General features: G+C 70.8%; 13 protein-coding genes. 8 read left to right on the forward strand and 5 right to left on the reverse strand.

The window, feature by feature from the left end; translation table 11 throughout:
* Positions 1-158 precede the first annotated feature (158 nt).
* A protein-coding gene (locus ACFW6A_RS32470; protein WP_386645020.1) for an IS5 family transposase occupies positions 159-976 on the forward strand; the annotation gives its coding sequence in 2 pieces (ribosomal slippage) (positions 159-522 and positions 522-976; 819 coding nt in all).
* A 57-nt stretch (positions 977-1,033) separates the two neighbouring features.
* Here the strand turns inward: ACFW6A_RS32470 and ACFW6A_RS32475 are convergent.
* Positions 1,034-1,723, reverse strand: coding sequence for an HNH endonuclease family protein (locus ACFW6A_RS32475; protein WP_386645023.1), 690 nt, complete (start codon positions 1,721-1,723; stop codon positions 1,034-1,036).
* Positions 1,724-2,212: 489 nt separating this feature from the next.
* Here ACFW6A_RS32475 and ACFW6A_RS32480 point away from each other — a divergent pair, with 489 nt between their 5' ends.
* On the forward strand, positions 2,213-3,067 hold the full coding sequence (locus ACFW6A_RS32480) for a MarR family transcriptional regulator (RefSeq protein ID WP_386645026.1): 855 nt from the start codon (positions 2,213-2,215) through the stop codon (positions 3,065-3,067).
* 124 nt (positions 3,068-3,191) lie between these two features.
* On the opposite strand, the gene ACFW6A_RS32485 is transcribed toward ACFW6A_RS32480, so the two are convergent.
* Complete coding sequence (locus tag ACFW6A_RS32485; protein ID WP_351847581.1) at positions 3,192-3,701, reverse strand: peptidoglycan-binding domain-containing protein; 510 nt, start codon at positions 3,699-3,701, stop codon at positions 3,192-3,194.
* A 394-nt stretch (positions 3,702-4,095) separates the two neighbouring features.
* On the opposite strand from ACFW6A_RS32485, the gene ACFW6A_RS32490 reads away from it, so the two are divergent.
* The 4 genes from ACFW6A_RS32490 to ACFW6A_RS32505 all read left to right on the forward strand — a co-directional run bounded on the left by ACFW6A_RS32490 (position 4,096) and on the right by ACFW6A_RS32505 (position 10,870).
* Entirely contained in the window at positions 4,096-4,614 is a 519-nt protein-coding gene (locus tag ACFW6A_RS32490) for a hypothetical protein (protein ID WP_386645029.1), read from the forward strand.
* 329 nt (positions 4,615-4,943) lie between these two features.
* On the forward strand, positions 4,944-5,306 hold the full coding sequence (locus ACFW6A_RS32495; protein ID WP_386645032.1) for a WhiB family transcriptional regulator: 363 nt from the start codon (positions 4,944-4,946) through the stop codon (positions 5,304-5,306).
* Positions 5,307-6,376: 1,070 nt separating this feature from the next.
* On the forward strand, positions 6,377-8,611 hold the full coding sequence (locus ACFW6A_RS32500; protein ID WP_386645035.1) for an FG-GAP repeat domain-containing protein: 2,235 nt from the start codon (positions 6,377-6,379) through the stop codon (positions 8,609-8,611).
* A gap of 39 nt (positions 8,612-8,650) precedes the next feature.
* Positions 8,651-10,870 carry an FG-GAP repeat domain-containing protein gene (locus ACFW6A_RS32505; protein ID WP_386645038.1) on the forward strand — a complete coding sequence of 740 codons (2,220 nt, stop codon included), beginning with the start codon at positions 8,651-8,653 and terminating at the stop codon, positions 10,868-10,870.
* 448 nt (positions 10,871-11,318) lie between these two features.
* Here ACFW6A_RS32505 and ACFW6A_RS32510 read toward each other — a convergent pair whose 3' ends face one another.
* On the reverse strand, positions 11,319-12,422 hold the full coding sequence (locus ACFW6A_RS32510) for an FG-GAP repeat domain-containing protein (RefSeq protein ID WP_386645041.1): 1,104 nt from the start codon (positions 12,420-12,422) through the stop codon (positions 11,319-11,321).
* Positions 12,423-12,907: 485 nt separating this feature from the next.
* On the opposite strand from ACFW6A_RS32510, the gene ACFW6A_RS32515 reads away from it, so the two are divergent.
* Complete coding sequence (locus ACFW6A_RS32515) at positions 12,908-13,405, forward strand: hypothetical protein (protein WP_386645044.1); 498 nt, start codon at positions 12,908-12,910, stop codon at positions 13,403-13,405.
* A 236-nt stretch (positions 13,406-13,641) separates the two neighbouring features.
* Here ACFW6A_RS32515 and ACFW6A_RS32520 read toward each other — a convergent pair whose 3' ends face one another.
* Positions 13,642-14,397, reverse strand: coding sequence for a class I SAM-dependent methyltransferase (locus tag ACFW6A_RS32520; protein ID WP_386645047.1), 756 nt, complete (start codon positions 14,395-14,397; stop codon positions 13,642-13,644).
* 150 nt (positions 14,398-14,547) lie between these two features.
* Positions 14,548-15,006: a glycine-rich domain-containing protein gene (locus ACFW6A_RS32525; RefSeq protein WP_386645050.1), complete on the reverse strand. Its 459-nt coding sequence runs from the start codon at positions 15,004-15,006 to the stop codon at positions 14,548-14,550.
* Between the two features lie 190 nt (positions 15,007-15,196).
* On the opposite strand from ACFW6A_RS32525, the gene ACFW6A_RS32530 reads away from it, so the two are divergent.
* Positions 15,197-16,477, forward strand: a complete 1,281-nt coding sequence (locus tag ACFW6A_RS32530; protein WP_386645053.1) for a transcriptional regulator — start codon at positions 15,197-15,199, stop codon at positions 16,475-16,477.
* Positions 16,478-16,565 lie beyond the last annotated feature (88 nt).

Raw genomic sequence — 16,565 nt, forward strand, 5'->3', positions numbered from 1 at the left:
ACGCCATCCCCGCAACTACCTGGCCTTTCTCGGACTCGCCGCCGCCCTCTGCTGCTACAAGCGGCTCATCCGCCTCACCACATAGGACACGGTCTAAGAGGTCCTAACAGAAGCTGTTGATCATGTGACTGTCGGCTTGGTTGCTCGTTGGTCTGTTCGTGGCGAAGAGGAACTCCCGGCCGGGGATCGTCTCGGACGAACTATGGTCGCTGGTCGAGCCGTTGTTGCCCCTCCCGGCGCCGAAGCTGGTTGCGGGGCGGCCGCGGGTGCCTGACCGGCAGGCTCTGTGCGGGATCCTGTTCGTGCTCCACACCGGCATCCAGTGGGAGTACCTGCCCCAGGAGCTCGGCTTCGGATCCGGCATGACGTGCTGGCGACGCCTGGCGACCTGGAACGAGGCCGGCGTGTGGGACCAGCTGCACCTGGTCCTGCTCAAGAAGTTGCGCTCGGCCAAGCAGCTCGACTGGTCCAGGGCGGTGATCGACGCCAGCCACGTCCGGGCCGCTCGACGCGGCCCAAAAGCGGACCCAGCCCGGTCGACCGCGCACGGCCGGGCAGCAAGCACCACGTCCTCGTAGACGGACAGGGCATCCCACTCGCCGTGTCACTGACCGGCGGAAACCGCAACGACGTCACCCAGCTGATGCCCCTGCTCGCCAAGGCCCCCTCCGTCGCCGACCTGGTCGGCCGGCCCAGGCGACGACCGGACACGCTGCTGGCCGACCGCGGCTACGACCATGACAAATACCGCCGTCTCGTCTGGGCGCAGGGCATCAAACCGGTGATCGCCCGCCGCGGCGTCCCGCACGGCTCCGGCCTCGGCGTCCACCGCTGGGTCGTCGAGCAGACCATCGCCTGGCTGCACGGCTTCCGCCGTCTACGCGTCCGCTGGGAACGACGCGACGACATCCACGAAGCCTTCCTCGGCCTCGCCACCTGCCTCATCACCCACCGACACGTCCAACGCCTTTGTTAGGACCTCTAAGGACGCGGCGACCGCAGCCGGCCCGCTACCCGAGTTCAGCGGCCGGAACTACGGGGCGGGGGTGTAGTGGACGACCTGGAGGTCACAGGGCCCGCCGGCGTAGACCTTGATGGTGTCGCTCTCGGCCTGGTCCGCGCTCAGGCCCCAGCGGAGCTTGGTGGCGACCCACTCGCCGAGGTAGCGACAGGTGGCGCTCGGAGCGGGCGGCATCCACGTCGCCGGATCCTGGTCGGCCTTCTGACGGTTCGACCGCGCCGTCACCGCCACCAGCGACGCCGCCGCCCCCTGGTCGTTCGCGTACGCCTCACGACGCTTCGCGTCCCACGCCGACGCGCCTGAGTCCCAGGCCTCGGCGAGCGGGACCATGTGGTCGATGTCGAGCTTGCCGGGGTCGGTGACCTCCTGCTCGTCGTAGTAGCTCAGCCACTCCCCCTCCGACAGCTTGCAGCCCGGCGCGACGCTCGGGGCTTCGGCCGCCTCGGCGAGGAGAACCTCGTTGCGGGTGTTACAGCCGTCGGCCGGGTCCAGGCCGCTGTTCCAGTGCCGGAACTTGTCCCGGGTGTAGCCGGTGCGGCTCTCGTCCGCCACGGGGATCTGGTCGACGGCGTAGCTCAGCGGGAACGCCTGCGCGCCGCCCGGCACCGCGGGAGCTGCGTGGGCGGATGCGGAGGCGGGAAGAGCGAGCGGGGTCAGGGCGAGGGTGAGCGCGGCGAGGCCGCGAGCCATGTTCTTGATCACGAAGCAAGCAATAGCGGCCGGGCGACGCCGACACGCGGGAACCGGTCCGCAGGTCAGCTGTCCGGGCGATCGACTTCACCGGAGAAACGCTCCTGCCCGCCACCAGCAGCGCGGTAGCCGTACGAGGGTCCGGCCGCGCTTGAACGGAGCAAGTTTACGTGCCTGGGCCATGGGGCTGGCGGGGTACACAGATCCGCCGGGTCGTACGGGGGCGATCGGTACTCTGCTCGCGCAACGGCTTCGTCAATCGGCGGGAGCGCGGCCGGAAACCTCCTGGACCGCGTGGTCGCCCGTGGCGAACATCGGACGATGGGCTTACGCATCCACTTCACGGTCGAGGATCTGGCGCGTACGCGTGTCGACTCCTCCCCCCGGCCCTTGCTGGAGTTGAGCATGGCTCTGCGGCTCCTGCAGAGCCGCGGCCATCCGGCGCGGTATGGAGCATGGCGTCGCCACGTAACCGGGCGGCTTCCCCGCGAAGCGCGAAAAGTGGTCGACCTGGTGCCCGTGACCGGCTGGACTCCCGATCTGGTCTCCCTCACCGACACCGGTGACGCGGACGTTCTGGTCGACCGGCTCCGTTCGTGGTCCCGGCGGCAGGTGCGTACCGAGCTCGCGGACATTGCCGAACGGCAGGCCTTGCCGGCCTGGACCCGCCGGCTGGTCGACGACCGGCGTGAGCTGCACCTGTTCCTCGACACTCTGCTGCGTGTGCACGAGACGGCGCTGGCTCCGTGGTGGCCCCAGCTGCATGCCCGCGTGGTCGCCGATCAGGCGGTACGCGTCCGAGCGGCCGCCGCCGGCATGGAAGCCGTTCTCGCCGGCCTCAGTCCTCAACTGCGCTGGGAGGCGCCGGTACTCGAAGTGCTGTCCCCTTGCGACGACGACGTGCACCTGCAGGGACGCGGTCTGCTCTTGGTACCGACCGCGATGGCGGGTCCCGACCCCGTCATCCATCCCACCGCCAGCCCGCAGCCGCTTCTTACCTACCCGGCTCTGATCCCCGAGCACGCAGACGGCTTGCTCACCCTCGTGCCGAAGGCGCCAGGGGCCGCGCGCTCTGCCGTCGCCGCGCTTCTCGGCCGTACTCGGGCCGCCGTACTGCACGTGATCGCAGAACGGCCCGGATGTACCACCAAGGAGCTGGCCGGTCACGTCGGTATCGCGTCTGCCAGCGCGAGCGAGCACGCCGCCACCCTGCGGGCGGCGGGGCTCGTCGTCACTTCGCGCCACCGCAACGCCGTCCTTCACACCCCCACGGCACTTGCTCTCGATCTCCTAGACGCTCCCCCACGAGCGGCCGGTCTTCCCGCCCCGCAGGCGCGTCCGGTGCCCCGACGCTGACGCCGAGGACCCGTCGTGCCATGCCGTCCCGCTGCCGGGAGCGGGACGAGAGCGCTCGGTCCCGACGAGCATGCCGTCGCTGTACTGGGCGGCGGCATGCTGCGCACATCGGGCTGGCAGGACATCAGCTGCAGACGTCGAAGTTCGCGTAGCCGTAGCCGAGCTGGTGGTGGTCGTTGCCCACGTACATGCCCCAGATCCCCTCGGACGAGCGGGTGAAGGTCACGTAGCGGTCGTTCGTGCCGTAGTAGATGTACTTGCCGTTCGACGCCCCCAGGTAGGTGGCCGCCTTCTTGAGGGTCTCCGGGCCGACCTTGCCGTCGATGCCCACACCGTAGTCGTCCTGCCACTCCCGGGTGGCGGTGTAGGTGTCGCCGCCGAACCAGCAGTCGATCCCCGAGTACGGCAGCTTCCCGTCGGCCCACAGGATGGCCTGCCACATGGCGACGACGTTGCTGTGCGAGTTGGAGGACGTCGTCAGGGGTCCCTCGTCGTACCAGTCGTCGGTCCAGGTCTCGACACCCGACACGTAACCGCTGCTGACACTCGCGGAAGCGGGTCCCGCAGTGACCACGATGCCCAGCGTGGCAACTGTCGAGAGCACGAGCGCGCCGACGCGCAGACGCAATGACATACCGATCTCCCTGTCTGGTCGTACGGGGCACGGACCTCAAGCAGGAACCCCGCCCTCGGCCGGCGCCCCGGGTGAAGCGAACACGACCAGCCTGCGCCGTGCTGCTTCCCCGCTTCGACATGATTCGGTCTCAGCCGAATAGCTGCCGCCGAGCCGAGCCCCCTCCACCCCGACCCTCAGCACGGCCCGGATGAGGCATGGAGAACCCAGCCGCCGCCTCCCGTTCGGAGGAGCGGCCTCGGCGATCTGTGCTCTCCTGGAGTACGGCGCGGGGCCTGGATTCTCCTGAGGGAGCAAACGTATGCATCGTCGTGTCGCCGAGGCTGGTGAAGGCACGCGAAGGGTCCTGAGGCTTGCCGACATCGTGCACCTGGCTGCGCGGGACCTGAATTCCATGAGCCTGGAGGAGTTCTGCGCCCATCCCCTGATCTCCCCGCTGGGCTGGCCTGTCGACGTCCTCGACCAGTTCCTCTACGAACACGGCGCTCACGAGCCCTTCCACCAGGACTACGGCCACATCGACCTCAGCCGGATCTCCTGGACAGAGCAGGTCATCACGGCCGACGAGTTCTGCCTGATGCCTACCGGCGCCTCCGAGGACGACCTCATCGACTACATCGCCGAGAACCCTGACCACCACATCGGCACCCGCACCTCAGGCGTCCATGAGGGCGTTGGTGAGTGGTGGGCCGAGCGCGGCACGTGGAAGCGCCGGCCCCTCCTCCTCGACCGCGCTCTCGTCACGCCCGGAAGCACCGGCCTGCAGGTCCTGGAGGGCCGCACCCGAGTCGGCGTGCTCAAGGGCCGCCGCCGACAGGGGGCCTACGTCGCTGCCCAGCATCTGGCCTGGGCCGGCCACCCGTCCCCCGCCCCCGAAGACCGACGGCCCGGCGAACCCTTCACGGCCGCCTGACCGCAGGCCGGCACGGGACGTGGAGCCAGAGGCGGGGCGCTGCGGGCGTGCCGGCGCGATCGGCCGTGCAGGCTGGTGGCCTCACCTTCGGGATCAGGGGTGTGGGCGGGCGCCGGGTCTCCGGCGCGCCCGTCAGGGGAGGCCAGGTTTCCCGGGGCGAGGTTGTTCTGGCGCGGCTTGTGGTGGCGGGCGTCGGGTCTCCGGTGCGCCTGCGGGCCGACGGCGCCGGTGTTGCCCTTGTCGGCCGGCCCGCCTTGGGGGGCGGTCGTGTCACCCGATGGGAGGAAGTCGGGGACGTTTTGCGGTCTCGTGGCATGTGCCTCCGTAGCGTGCCTGTTCCGGCATGGGGTAGCCGGAGGGGAAACGGCGTGTGGAGGGGCGGGGATTCGGTGAGCGGAAGCTGGATGTCGGCCGGGTTGTGCCGGGCGGCCGACGCGGACGATCTGTTCGTCGAGGGCGCGGCGCAGAACCGGGCCAAGGCGTTGTGCGGGGGGTGCCCGGTGCGGGCCGAGTGCCTGGCCTATGCGCTCGATGGGCGTATCGAGCACGGGGTGTGGGGTGGGATGACGGAGCGGGAGCGGCGGGCGTTGCTGAAGCGCCGGCCTACCGTGAGGTCGTGGGCCGGGCTGTTCGAAGCGGCTCGGCTGGAGCACGACGCGGTTGCGAGGTCGTCCGTCCGTCGTAGCGCTTGAGAGTTCGCGTCCTCGTTTCGCCTCTCGGAGTCGACGCCCTTGTTGGGGAAGGTGAGTTTCGGGGCGTCAGGGGCGGAGCCTGCGGGTTCGTGGTGAGGGGCTGGCTCGTCTGCGGGTGATGGAGCAGATCTGTCCCAGGGAGCGTCCGGTGAGGGCGGCGATGTGGTCTGGGCTGTAGCAGAGGGTGTGCAGGACGCCCAGTTCCTCTCGCAGTGCTCCGGTGGGACAGCAGGGTTCGTCATCGTCCGCGTGGACATGTTCGCTGAGCAGCTCCCACGCCGTGTGTGCCGGGCTGCAGGTCTGCTCGATTTCGAGGCTGCTGGCGCCGATCCAGCGCTGGTCGTACTGGTGGAGTTTCCGGCCTGACAGGAAAGATCGTCTGCGTTCACGGACGGAGCGTAAAAGCAGCCATCCACATGTCCACGGGCGCTGGATGACAGCCGCGCCAGCCGCGCCGCGCGCCGCCCGTTCTCCTTGCCGGGCAGGTCATACGCCGTCCCGCTCGGCCGGTGAGGGTCGTCAGTACCTCATGCCAGGATCCCGACGAGCACACGCAAGGAGACCGGCGTGGATACCGGGGAAATCTGTCCTTTCGGCCACGGCGCGGCCGCGGACTTCGCTACCCCGATCCAGAAAGCCACTGTCCAACGCCCCAGTCCGCCTCCTGTCCCGTCACCTCCGACGCCGGGCTGCTGTCGCCCGTCGACTGGGTCGACCACGTCGACACAGACCCCATCCGCGCGGAGGAACAACGTACGCCAGAAATACGGCTCCGCGGTCGTACCCCGCCCTGCGGGAAGCCCGGCACTGCCACGGACTGGGGACCCAGCTGATCTACTCCCCACGCACGCCCCGTTGCTGTGATCATCGACTGCGGAAGCCACCAGAGTGGCCGGCCACCGCACGTCATGTCTGGTCTGCTGTCGTAGGTGGCGCCCAGGGAACCTCCGGACCTGACGGACTACGGAATTCTTCGGCCGGCCCTACAACCCCCGGGGCGCCTCGTGAGTCATGCGGGCGTGGCATGTCGCATTCCGTCACGCCCGCAACTCCAGGGGAGGCACGATCCGTTGAACCGCACGCTCGCCGCCACCGTCGCCCTCGCCGTCGCCGTGACCGCCGGCGGCCTGACGGCCCCAGCGCTCGCAGCACCGCCGCAGGCGACCGCGCCCTCGGCGGCCGAGGCTCTCCCGCCGCTGACCGTCCCCGCCGGCTCTGAGCTCCTCAGCGTTGGCAGGACCGGCATGCTCACCCGCACGGGGACGGGCAGCGCCACCGTCCACCGCTGGACACGTCACGCCGACGGCGTGACAACGACGCTCCCTGCCGGGCCCTACTGGGGCAGCCCTGGCACCGACGTCGTCGTCACGCGGGCGGGGACTGCGTACACGCTTACCGACATGAGCGGGACTACCGATCCGGTCGTGATCGACACCGCTGAGCTCGGCCCGCAGGCTCCCCGCTACACGCTCCGGCAGGTGGTCGGCACCACGCTGGTGATGTCGAGCCACGTGGGCGGTGTGGTCCGGCATCACCTGTTCTTCCTAGAGGACAACAAGGTGGTCTCCCGGGCGGTGCCCCTGCAGCAGGGCTGGGAAGCATGGCGGGATTACGTCACCGGCCCCGGTACCTTCGCGGTGATCCTGCGGTCGCCGGGCACCGCTTCGCAGCGGCTCGGAGTGGTGAACGTGGCCACTGGTGAGGTCGTCGAGTCGTATGCCCTCAAGTACTCGGCCTACGTCGAGTCCGTCGCTCTGACGGCGGCCCACGCGGTCTGGCTGGAGAACGCCTATGCGGTGGACAAGAGGCTGGTCGTCGCGTCCCGGGGCACGGATCAGGCCCAGCCGGTGCCGCTGGACACCCTGGGTACCGCGGACCGCACCGTGCTGCGCCCCCTCGGCGACTGGGTCGCGTACGCCAAGACGGGCGGCGGCACCGCAGGCTCCCCGAACGGCCTCTACCCGCTCACCGTCCGCTCGGCGAAGACCGGTGAGTCGTTCCCGCTCCTGGACCACGCGACATCGCTCGTGCCCGACGGCGACGGCGGGCTGCTCGCCGTCGGCGGCACCCTCGCCCAGGACGAGGGCCTGTACCGGATCGCCCTGGATGCCGCGACCGGCAAGCCCGCCGCGACCCTCGTCCGCACCCTCGGGCAGCCGACCGCCCTCACCGTGGTGAAGGAGACGCTGCCGCCGACCGGCACCTTCGACTTCGACCGCGCGGGCGGCAGGATGCCGGCCGGCTGGACGCTCAGCCGGTACAACGCGAAGGCCTCACTGACCCTCACGCACACGGCCTCCGGCCGGACCGTGAAGATCGCCGACACGACACCCACCGAGGGCGTGACCGACTTCCCCCTCACCTGGAACGGCCTGTACAAGGACGGCCTCCCGGCCTACAACGGCGCCTACACCTGGACGATGCGCGCTGAACCCGCCAACGGCATCGGCCCGGCCATCGAACGCACCGGCACCTTCACCCTGACCCGCGCGCCCCGCCCGCGCGACTTCGACGGCAACGGCTCGCCGGACCTGCTCAGCCGCTTCGAGAACGGCACCCTCTCCTCCTACGACCTCCGGCAGCTGCGCAACCGCACGCCCGACCAGGCCGAATACCGGGTCACGGTGGGGGGCGGCTGGCAGGTGTACGACCGGATCGTCCCCACCGGGAACATCGGCGGTACTCGCGACGCCGACCTCGTCGCCCGCGACCGCTCCGGCGTCTTGTGGTTCTACCAGGGCAAGGGCACCCACAAGGCGTCGTTCGCGCCGCGCACCCAGGTCGGCGGCGGCTGGCAGGTGTACGACAAGTTCACCGGCGGCTCCGACCTGACCGGCGACGGCCGCGCCGACCTCCTGGCCACCGACAGGTCCGGTGCCCTGTGGCTCTACCGGAGCACCGGCAACACCAGGGCCCCCTTCGCCGCCCGGAAGAAGATCGGCACCGGCTGGCAGGTCTACAACCAGCTCACCGCCACCGGAAATCTCGCCGGTGCCGGGGCCGGCGACCTCGTCGCCCGCGACAAGGACGGCGTCCTGTGGCTCTACCTCGGCAAAGGCGACGGCACCTTCACCGCCCGCACTCGCGTCGGCGGCGGCTGGCAGCACTACCAGCGGATCCTCGGCGTCGGCGACCTGGACGGCGACGGCTTGAACGACCTCCTCGGGGAGGCCGTGGCCCCGGACCCGGCCGCCGGCTCGTCGCAGACCTCCCTTCTCCTGCACCGGGGCACGGGCCAGCGGACAGCCCCGTTCGCTCCCCGGCAGCACACCGGCTCGCTGTGGAGCGACCACGACCTCCACTGACCCCTCTCCCCGCACCGCATGCTTGAAAGGCACCAGTCCATGCCCCACCACAGACCCGTCGCACCCCGCCTCCTGACCGCCGCCGTGGCCGTCGCCCTCACGGTGACCGGCGGCTCCCTGGCCGCCCCGGCGGTCGCGGCCGGCCCATCAGCGGTGACGGCCGCCCCCGCCGACGCCCAGCATGCTGCGATCTCCGTGCCGCCGGACACGGTCGCCCTCTCCGGCGGACCGTCGGGCTTCCTGACCCGCCACAAGGAAGGCGAGAGAGACGTCTTCACCTGGACGCGGTACGCGGACGGGCTGCGAACCCGGCTGCCGGGCGGGCCGTACACGGCGGAGCCCGGAACGGACACGGTCGTACGGACCGACGGCACGACCCGCACTCTCCTCGACATGGCAACCGGCCGTGAACTGGTCTCCTACGACCTGGCCGCGCTTGACGGGAGCAGCGTCTTCACTGCTCTCGGCTACCACGGCACCACGCTCGTCGCCCTGCGGCGCGTGGACGGCCGAGCGGAGGTGCGCCTGTTCGGCAAGGACGACCAGGGCAGGCTCACGGACCGGCCGGTGACCGGTCTGCCGGAAACCATGACCTGGCGGTTCGCTTCCGATACGGACCCGGAGACGATGCTGCTCCACGGCTTCCGGAAGGAGGCGGACGGGACCTGGCGGCAGTACCTGAGCGTCGTGGACCCTGTCACGGCTACGGCGACGGCACCGTACGAGGTACGGAGCAACCAGAACTACATCAAGCCCGTCGCCGGGTCACAGACCCATGTGGCCTGGCAGGAGCAGGACGGCCCGAACGAGATCCTGGCCGTGGCCCGACGAGGGTCCCAGGAGGTCACCCGTAGCCCGTGGGTCGCGCGGGCGGGCTGGACAACGCTGACCCTCGGCCTGGCGGGAGACTGGGCCGTGTACGGCGACCCCGACGCCCGCGTCTATCTCGACTACCGAGACCCCGACGCCCTGCCCGGCGCGATCGCCCAGTCGCTGACCACAGGCGAGACCACCCGGCTACTCGCCCACGTGAAGTCCCTCGTCCCGGCCGCAGACGGCGGCCTGCTCGCGACCGGAGGCACGATCGAACACGGCGAAGGCCTGTACCGGATCACGCCCGGCGTGAACGGCGGCCCGCCGACCGTCTCCGTCCTGGCGACAACCGGCGTCCCCACCATCCTCACCTCGCTGTCCGAACCGCAGGCGCCGACCGGTGCCGTCGACCTCGACACGCTGGACGGGAAGGTGCCGTTCAGCTGGAAGCTCAGCAGGCCCCGCGTGCACGTCGCGCTGAAACTCACCCACACCGCCTCCGGTACGTCCGGCACGGTCATGGCCTACTCCCCCGTGCCCGGCACGACAGAATTCCGTCCGGACTGGGATGGCCTTCTCGACAAGTTCCCCGCGCCCCGCGGCGCGTACACGTGGACCATGACGGCCACACCCCTCGACGGCATCGGCCCCGCCCTCCAGCGCACCGGCTCCTTCACCGTCACCCGCGCCCCCCGTGCACACGACTTCGACGGCAACGGATCCCCGGACGTCTTCACCCGTTCGCTGGACGGCGTCCTGTCCCTGTACGACACCGGGCAGCTGAAGCGCATGGAGTCCGGCGAGACGCCGCGGCGAGGCCGGATCGGCGGTGGCTGGAACACCTACGACCTGATCGTTCCCGCCAACCGGACTCTCGTCGCCCGCGACCGGACCGGCGTCCTGTGGTCCTATCAAGCCAGAGGTGACGGCACCCTGACCCCCCGCGCGCGCGTCGGAGGCGGGTGGCAGGTGTACTCCAAGCTCACCAGCGGCTCCGACTTCACCGGTGATGGCCGCGACGACCTCCTGGCCACCGACGCGTCCGGCGTCCTGTGGCTCTACGCGGCCAGGCCCGAAGGCAACTTCGCCGCCCGCCGGAAGATCGGCGGAGGCTGGCAGACGTACGACCGGATCACCGCGACCGGGAACATCGCCGGCGCCACCAGCGGCGACCTCGTCGCCCGAGACAAGGACGGCGTCTTCTGGCTGTACCTCGGCAAGGGGGACGGCACCTTCACCGCCCGGAGCCGGATCGATGGTCTGGGCCCGTACCGGGTCACGAGCGCGGGCGACATCGACGGCGACGGCTGGAACGACCTGATCTCCATTCCCCCCACCGGCAACACCTACATGAGGTTCTACTACGCCACCGGCCTGTGGCGGGCACCCTTCCCCGCCACCGAGCCGCCCGGAACCCACATGAGAGGCCTGGACCAGATCCTCTGACCGACCGCGCCCGCCGTCCGCACGGTTGCCCAGACCGTCCTGCTGGGAGCCGGCGGGCGGGGCCGCCGGCGGCAGCCGGGGAGAGTGTCTGTGCGGGCGTGGCACCGGTGGGTCGGGACCGCTGTTCCAAGCAGCGGCCTTCGATTCGCGGAAGACCATTCCGGCCCTGGCCGGCCAGGCGGTGAAGCGGATGTCGCTCACGGACACCCCGGTGCGCGAGTAGGGCTGCTTGGCATCCCAGGCACATGGCATGGGCACGGCCCTTGCGCGAACGCTGTCGTCCTCAGGGAAGCTGCAAGCCGCCTTGGAGGCCTGAGCCCCTTTCGGGCCGGCCGCTCCGGGCCCCTGCGGTGCTCCGCCTCGCCCTATCCACGCGAGGCGGAGCACCGTGTCCTCCTGAGAGAGCCAGGCTCGGAAAACTACTGATTGCAGCCCGCGGAGTAACTCGTCAGGCGACGCTGTTGTAGTACGAGCCCTGGTACTTGAACAGGTCTGTGGTCCGGCGGGTGAGCGGGGCGGTGAGGTCGCCCGTCGCGCGGTAGACGTAGGCGCCGTAGGTGCTGCCGGGCCCGTAGGCGATCAGGTCGGCGCGTCCGTCGTTGTCGAGGTCACCGGCACCGACGAGCTGCTTGAAGCCGCCCCAGCCGCCGCCGATCTGGACGCGTCCGGCGAAGCCGCCGCGGCCGTTTCCCTGGTAGAGCCACAGGACACCGGCAGTGTCGCGGGCGACGAGGTCGCCGGCGGCCGTGCCGGCGATGTTCCCGACGGCGGTGAGGTGGTTGTAGGTCTGCCAGCCGCCGCCGACCTTCACGCGCGCCGCGAACGGGGCCGTACTGCTGCCCGTGCCCCTGTAGAACCAGAGCGTGCCGGTGCTGTCGGTGGCGATCAGGTCGGGGCGGCCGTCGCCGTTGAGGTCCGAACCGCCGGCGAGCTTGTTGTAGGCGCCCCAGCCGCCGCCGACCTTCACCCGGGAGGTGAAGCCGCCGTCGCCCTTGCCCAGGTAGTGCCACAGCACGCCCGAGCCGTCGACGGCGATCAGGTCGCCGTGCTTGCCGCCGGCGATGTTTCCGACCGCTTCGATCTGCTTGTAGGTGTTCCAGCCCGAGCCGATCCGGGTGACCTTGGCCAGCCGGATCTCGTCGTAGTACGCGCGGTCCTGCAGGTCGTTGCGCCACAGCACGCCCTGGGAGTCCCGGGACAGGACGTCGGTGGAGCCGTTGTCGTTGAAATCGTGCGGGTTGAACGCGCGGACGATGTTCATCGGCGAGCTCGCGGAGACGGGCGCACCCACACCGTCGTCCGGGGTGGCCTTCACCGCAACGCTGTACGCGCCGTTCGGGGCGTCCACCTCCCATTCCGATTCCGTGTCCGCTTCCACGAACTTCGGCTTCCAGGTGAAGGAGAACACGGTGCCGCTCGTCGGAGCGGTCAGACGCTGTGTGGCCTTCTTCCCGGTGGCGACGTGGGTGAGCGTGACGTCGAGGTCGGCGTCGCCGCGGGACAGCGTCCATGCCAGTTTCACCTGGCCGTTGGTCTTGTCGAGCTCCGCCACGGCGGGAACGCTGGCCTGGTCGATTGTGAGCGGGACCGCCGCGGTGGCCGCGAACGCGGTAGGAGCGGTGGCCAGAGTCCCAGCGCCGAGAGCCGTGGCGGAAAGGGCGGCAGTGACGGCCAGGCCGAGACGTCTGCCGGTGGTGCGGTGCTGCAAGGTGAAACCCCCACGAGGAAGAACGGGCACGGGTGTGCCGCGACGGATGAGACTCACCAGCACATCGAATGGTTGTACCAAGCACCCCCGGCAAGCGTGACGCCTACGTCGCCGTCCCCAGCCGGCCGACACCGGCCGGACCTTCCGGCACCTTCGACAGGGCGGCGGTTTCGACTGCGGGAGCGGTGCGGATAGAGGCCCCCGGGGAGGACAGGCGCTCTCCGATGCGGTCGAGCCGTGAAACGGGTGTCCCATCGGTCCTGGCGCCGACCGCCGGGCGGCAGGGAGAGGGGCTCGTGACACGAGCTGGGGACAGGGATGATCACCTCATGATGCGAGGTGTCTTCTCCGACGTTCCGTTGATCGAGCTCTTCCCTCTCCTGACGCCCGCGGAGGTGGACTCCTTGAACCAGACGGCCAGCATGGTCGATGCGGCGCGTACGGGCAGAACCACGGTGGAGTGGGAGTGGGAGTGGGCCTTGGGGCGCGCCGCCTCGGCGGGCACGCAGCTGGGGACGCCAATCGTCCTTGGGCTCGATGTCATCGAGCACGCCACGGGCGGCGACCAGCTGGAGTTTCTGCTGCAGGTGGTGCGGACCGAGCGGGGCCAGCTGGCGGTCGACACGGCGGTGAACGTGGCCTGCTGGTGCGCGACCAATCACGCAACTCATGACGTTGACGCCCTCAGGCTCACCATCGGGAAGGAGATGCCGTTGCCCGCTGCATTCCGTGCCGGTGCTGAACATCTGACCGGATGGCTGGCCGATCCGCGCGACGCCGACCACTGGCGGGCCCGAGCAGGACTGCCTCTCAAGCGGGCCAGCTGACGGTCCCTGCTGTGCACGTCCGGTCCGTACCCGGCGGGAGGTTCACGGGTACGCCGACAGCGGGTTGCTGCAGCCGCCCGCACACCCGGCAAGAGGCAGCGCCGTAAGGGTGTAGCGGACGCGGTCGGGGCCGATGACGGACACGACTTGCACGAGGTAGGCGCCGGCGGTGAGACGAACGGTGGCGGCACCTCGTTCTTGCCCGCCGCCTTCAAGACCGCCGCCGACTATGTCGGCTACAAGGAGGCCGAGACCGGCGTCTCCGACGTACGCATCGAGCCCGTCCGCTGACTGCCCGGCTCGCCAGGACCGCCTTCCGCGAGCGTGGCGGTGATCAGGAGGGTGCCGAGGGCGGCAGGGTCGGGGTGGGGAAGGACTCGCCCGTCGATGCCGGTGAAGCCGTGGCGCTTGAGGATGTCCGCCCACTGCTCGGGGCCGTACTGCCACCGGTAGACGGTCAGCTCGCTCTCCCGGCCTTCCAGCCATTTACCGCCCATCTGCTGGGCACCGTAGTGCCCGTCGGACGGCTCGCGGTGGGAGAAGCCGAAGACCCCGCCGGGCGTGAGGCGGGAGGCGACTCGCGGGAGGAGTTCGTCGGGGTCGGTGAACCAGACCGCGCCCCAGGTTGAGTAGACCGCGTCGAACCGGCGGGGGGTCTGGTCGAGGAAGGCGCAGGCCTCGGCGTGGACGAAGGTGAGGCGGGGTTCGCCGTCCCAGAGGCTGCGGGCGCGCGCGACCTGGACGAGCGAGAAGTCCACGGCGGTCACCTCGACTCCTGCGCGGGCGAGGAAGGCGGCGTTCTCTCCCTCGGCCGGCCCGAGATCGAGGGCGGTCTTCGGGGTGCCGAGGAGTTCGGCGCCTGGGCCGTCGTCGGCCACGCCGGTCCAGTCGAACGCCGTCGCGGCGGGGCGGGGCTGGGGGCCTTCGCCACGGTAGGGCTTGTACTTGTCCCAGTACTCGGCAGGCGTGGTCGGGGCGGCGGCGCTGCTCATCAGGTCCTCCGGGAAGCCGGGCGGTGAAGACCGCCAAGCTACCGGCGAGCTCCCGCCTCGCGCGGCCGGATCCGGCCGTACGTCGCCCGAAGGTGGCACGCTCACGCCCGGGGACACCTCGTGTGCCCGGGCGTGAGCGGGTCGGTGGAGCTAGTGGCAGCTGGTGCCGGGGGCGCAGGGGCCGCACTTGCCGTAGTCGGCCTCCCAGAGCTTCCAGTCGACCTCGAAGCCGGCGTCGTGGATGATCCAGGCGGTGCGCTCGACGGAGCCGTCATACTTGAAGGCGATCTCCGGGATGTGCTCCAGGAAGCGGCCGTCGAAGTGCTCGGCGCAGAACTCGCGGTAGTTGCGGGTGTCGAGGATGAAGGTGTGGACGGCGATGTCGACGATCCGGCCGCAGCACATCTCCAGGCCCTGGCCCCACTTCTCCATGGCGGTGACCAGGTAGGAGACGGCGGCGTGGAACAGGCGGTTGGCCATCACCTCGTCGAAGGGGTGGTCGCGCATGAGGAGCGCGATCTCGCGGTCCCAGACCTCGGGCTTCACGTAGTGGCGCGGGTCGCGGTAGGCGGGGGTCTGCTCGGTCGGTTCGGGGGCCGTCATGGTCATGGTCGTGCTCCTCTCGCCGGGCTGGTTCGAGCGGCGCCGGAAGGCTCCAGGAGCGCGTTTGCCCTCGGGGGCTGCGGCGGCGGGCCTGGCGGCGTTCGACCATTGAAGGGGGCGGGCACATCACGGGAGAGGGGCCGCGCGGGGGTGCGTTCGCCCGGCGGGGTGCCACTGCGGGGGGCCGCTGCTCCTCGTGCAGCGACGTCACAGCGAGGGGGCGGTCAGGATGTTCCCGTACGGGATCGGCGCGTTACTCCGCACCATCCGCGAGGCCGGCGGGCGGACTCGTGAGGAACAGGCCCTGCACATTCAGGCGGTGCAGGGCGGACGGTACTTCGACCCCGAGAACCTCAAGCGGTGGGAGACGGAGCGGCGGCTGCCCGCGAGTTTCTGGCACGAGACGATCGCGGATGCCTACGGCGTCCCGCTCGCGGACGTGCGCCGGGCGGTGGCCGCGTCCCGGCAGTACCGGCGCAAGCAGAGCGAGGAGGAGACGGACGTGGAGAGGCGGCGGTTCATCGGCGTGGTGGCGACGGCCGCGGGGTTGTCGGCTCTGCCCGGCATCGCGCGGGCCCGGGACGGCATCGAGGGCGGTCTGGCCGGCGGCGGGGACGGGGATCTGGCGTATCTGGCGGCGGCGTTCGAGCGGCACCGCGGCGGGTACCGGGGCCGCGCGCCGGAGGCGGTGCTCGCCGAGATGCACCAGGACCTGGAGCTGCTGGGCGAAGTCCTGAACCGCCCTCATCCGGCGCGGGACCGGGCGGAGCTGGCCCGTACGGCCGCCGGGATCGCGGGGCTGGTGGCCATCGTGCAGCACGACCGGGGTGACCAGGTCGACGCGCACCGCTGGTTCACCACCGCCGCCCGGGCGGCCCGGGAGGCGGGCGACCGCCGGATGACGGCCTGGGTCCTGGCCCGGCACGCGATGGTCCCGCTCAACTACGGCGCCGCCCCGCAGGCGGCTCGCCTCGCCGCGCTCGCCCGCCGTGAGGCCGGCAGCGTGCCCAGCGCGGCGGGCGCGCTGGCCACCGCCGTCTCGGCCCGCGCGCTCGCCGCCCTCGGCGACACCGGCCGCGCGCGGCAGGCCGTGGACGACGTCCGCGGCCTGGTCGAGCAGCTGGACGGGCAGGAGAGCGCGGACACCTGGTTCGGCTACCCCGGGCAGAAGCACCTGGTGCACCTGTCGCAGGCGCACCTTCTTCTCGGCGAGACACGGACGGCGTACGAGGCGCAGGACGCCGCGCTCGCGCTGACGACGTCTCCGTCCGTGATGACGCGGGCCCTGCTCGCCCTGGACGCCGCCGCCTGCCTGCATGCCGACAAGGACCCGTCCGGGGCTGCGGAGATGGCGGTCTCCGTCCTCGAACGGCTCCCGGCGGGCTACCGGCAGGGCCTGGTCCGTACGCGGGCGCAGGCCCTGCATCACCGGCTTGTCGGACGGCCCCGGGATCTCCTCGGCCAAGCCCTCGCATAAAGCAGAGAGGCCCCTCCTCTCGCGGCCGGGGCAAAGAGAGGCACTGGGGGTCGGGCCGCTATCGGGGTACGGACCGGCCCTGCTCAAG

The sequence above is a fragment of the Streptomyces sp. NPDC058758 genome (assembly GCF_042746075.1).
Taxonomy (GTDB): domain Bacteria; phylum Actinomycetota; class Actinomycetes; order Streptomycetales; family Streptomycetaceae; genus Streptomyces.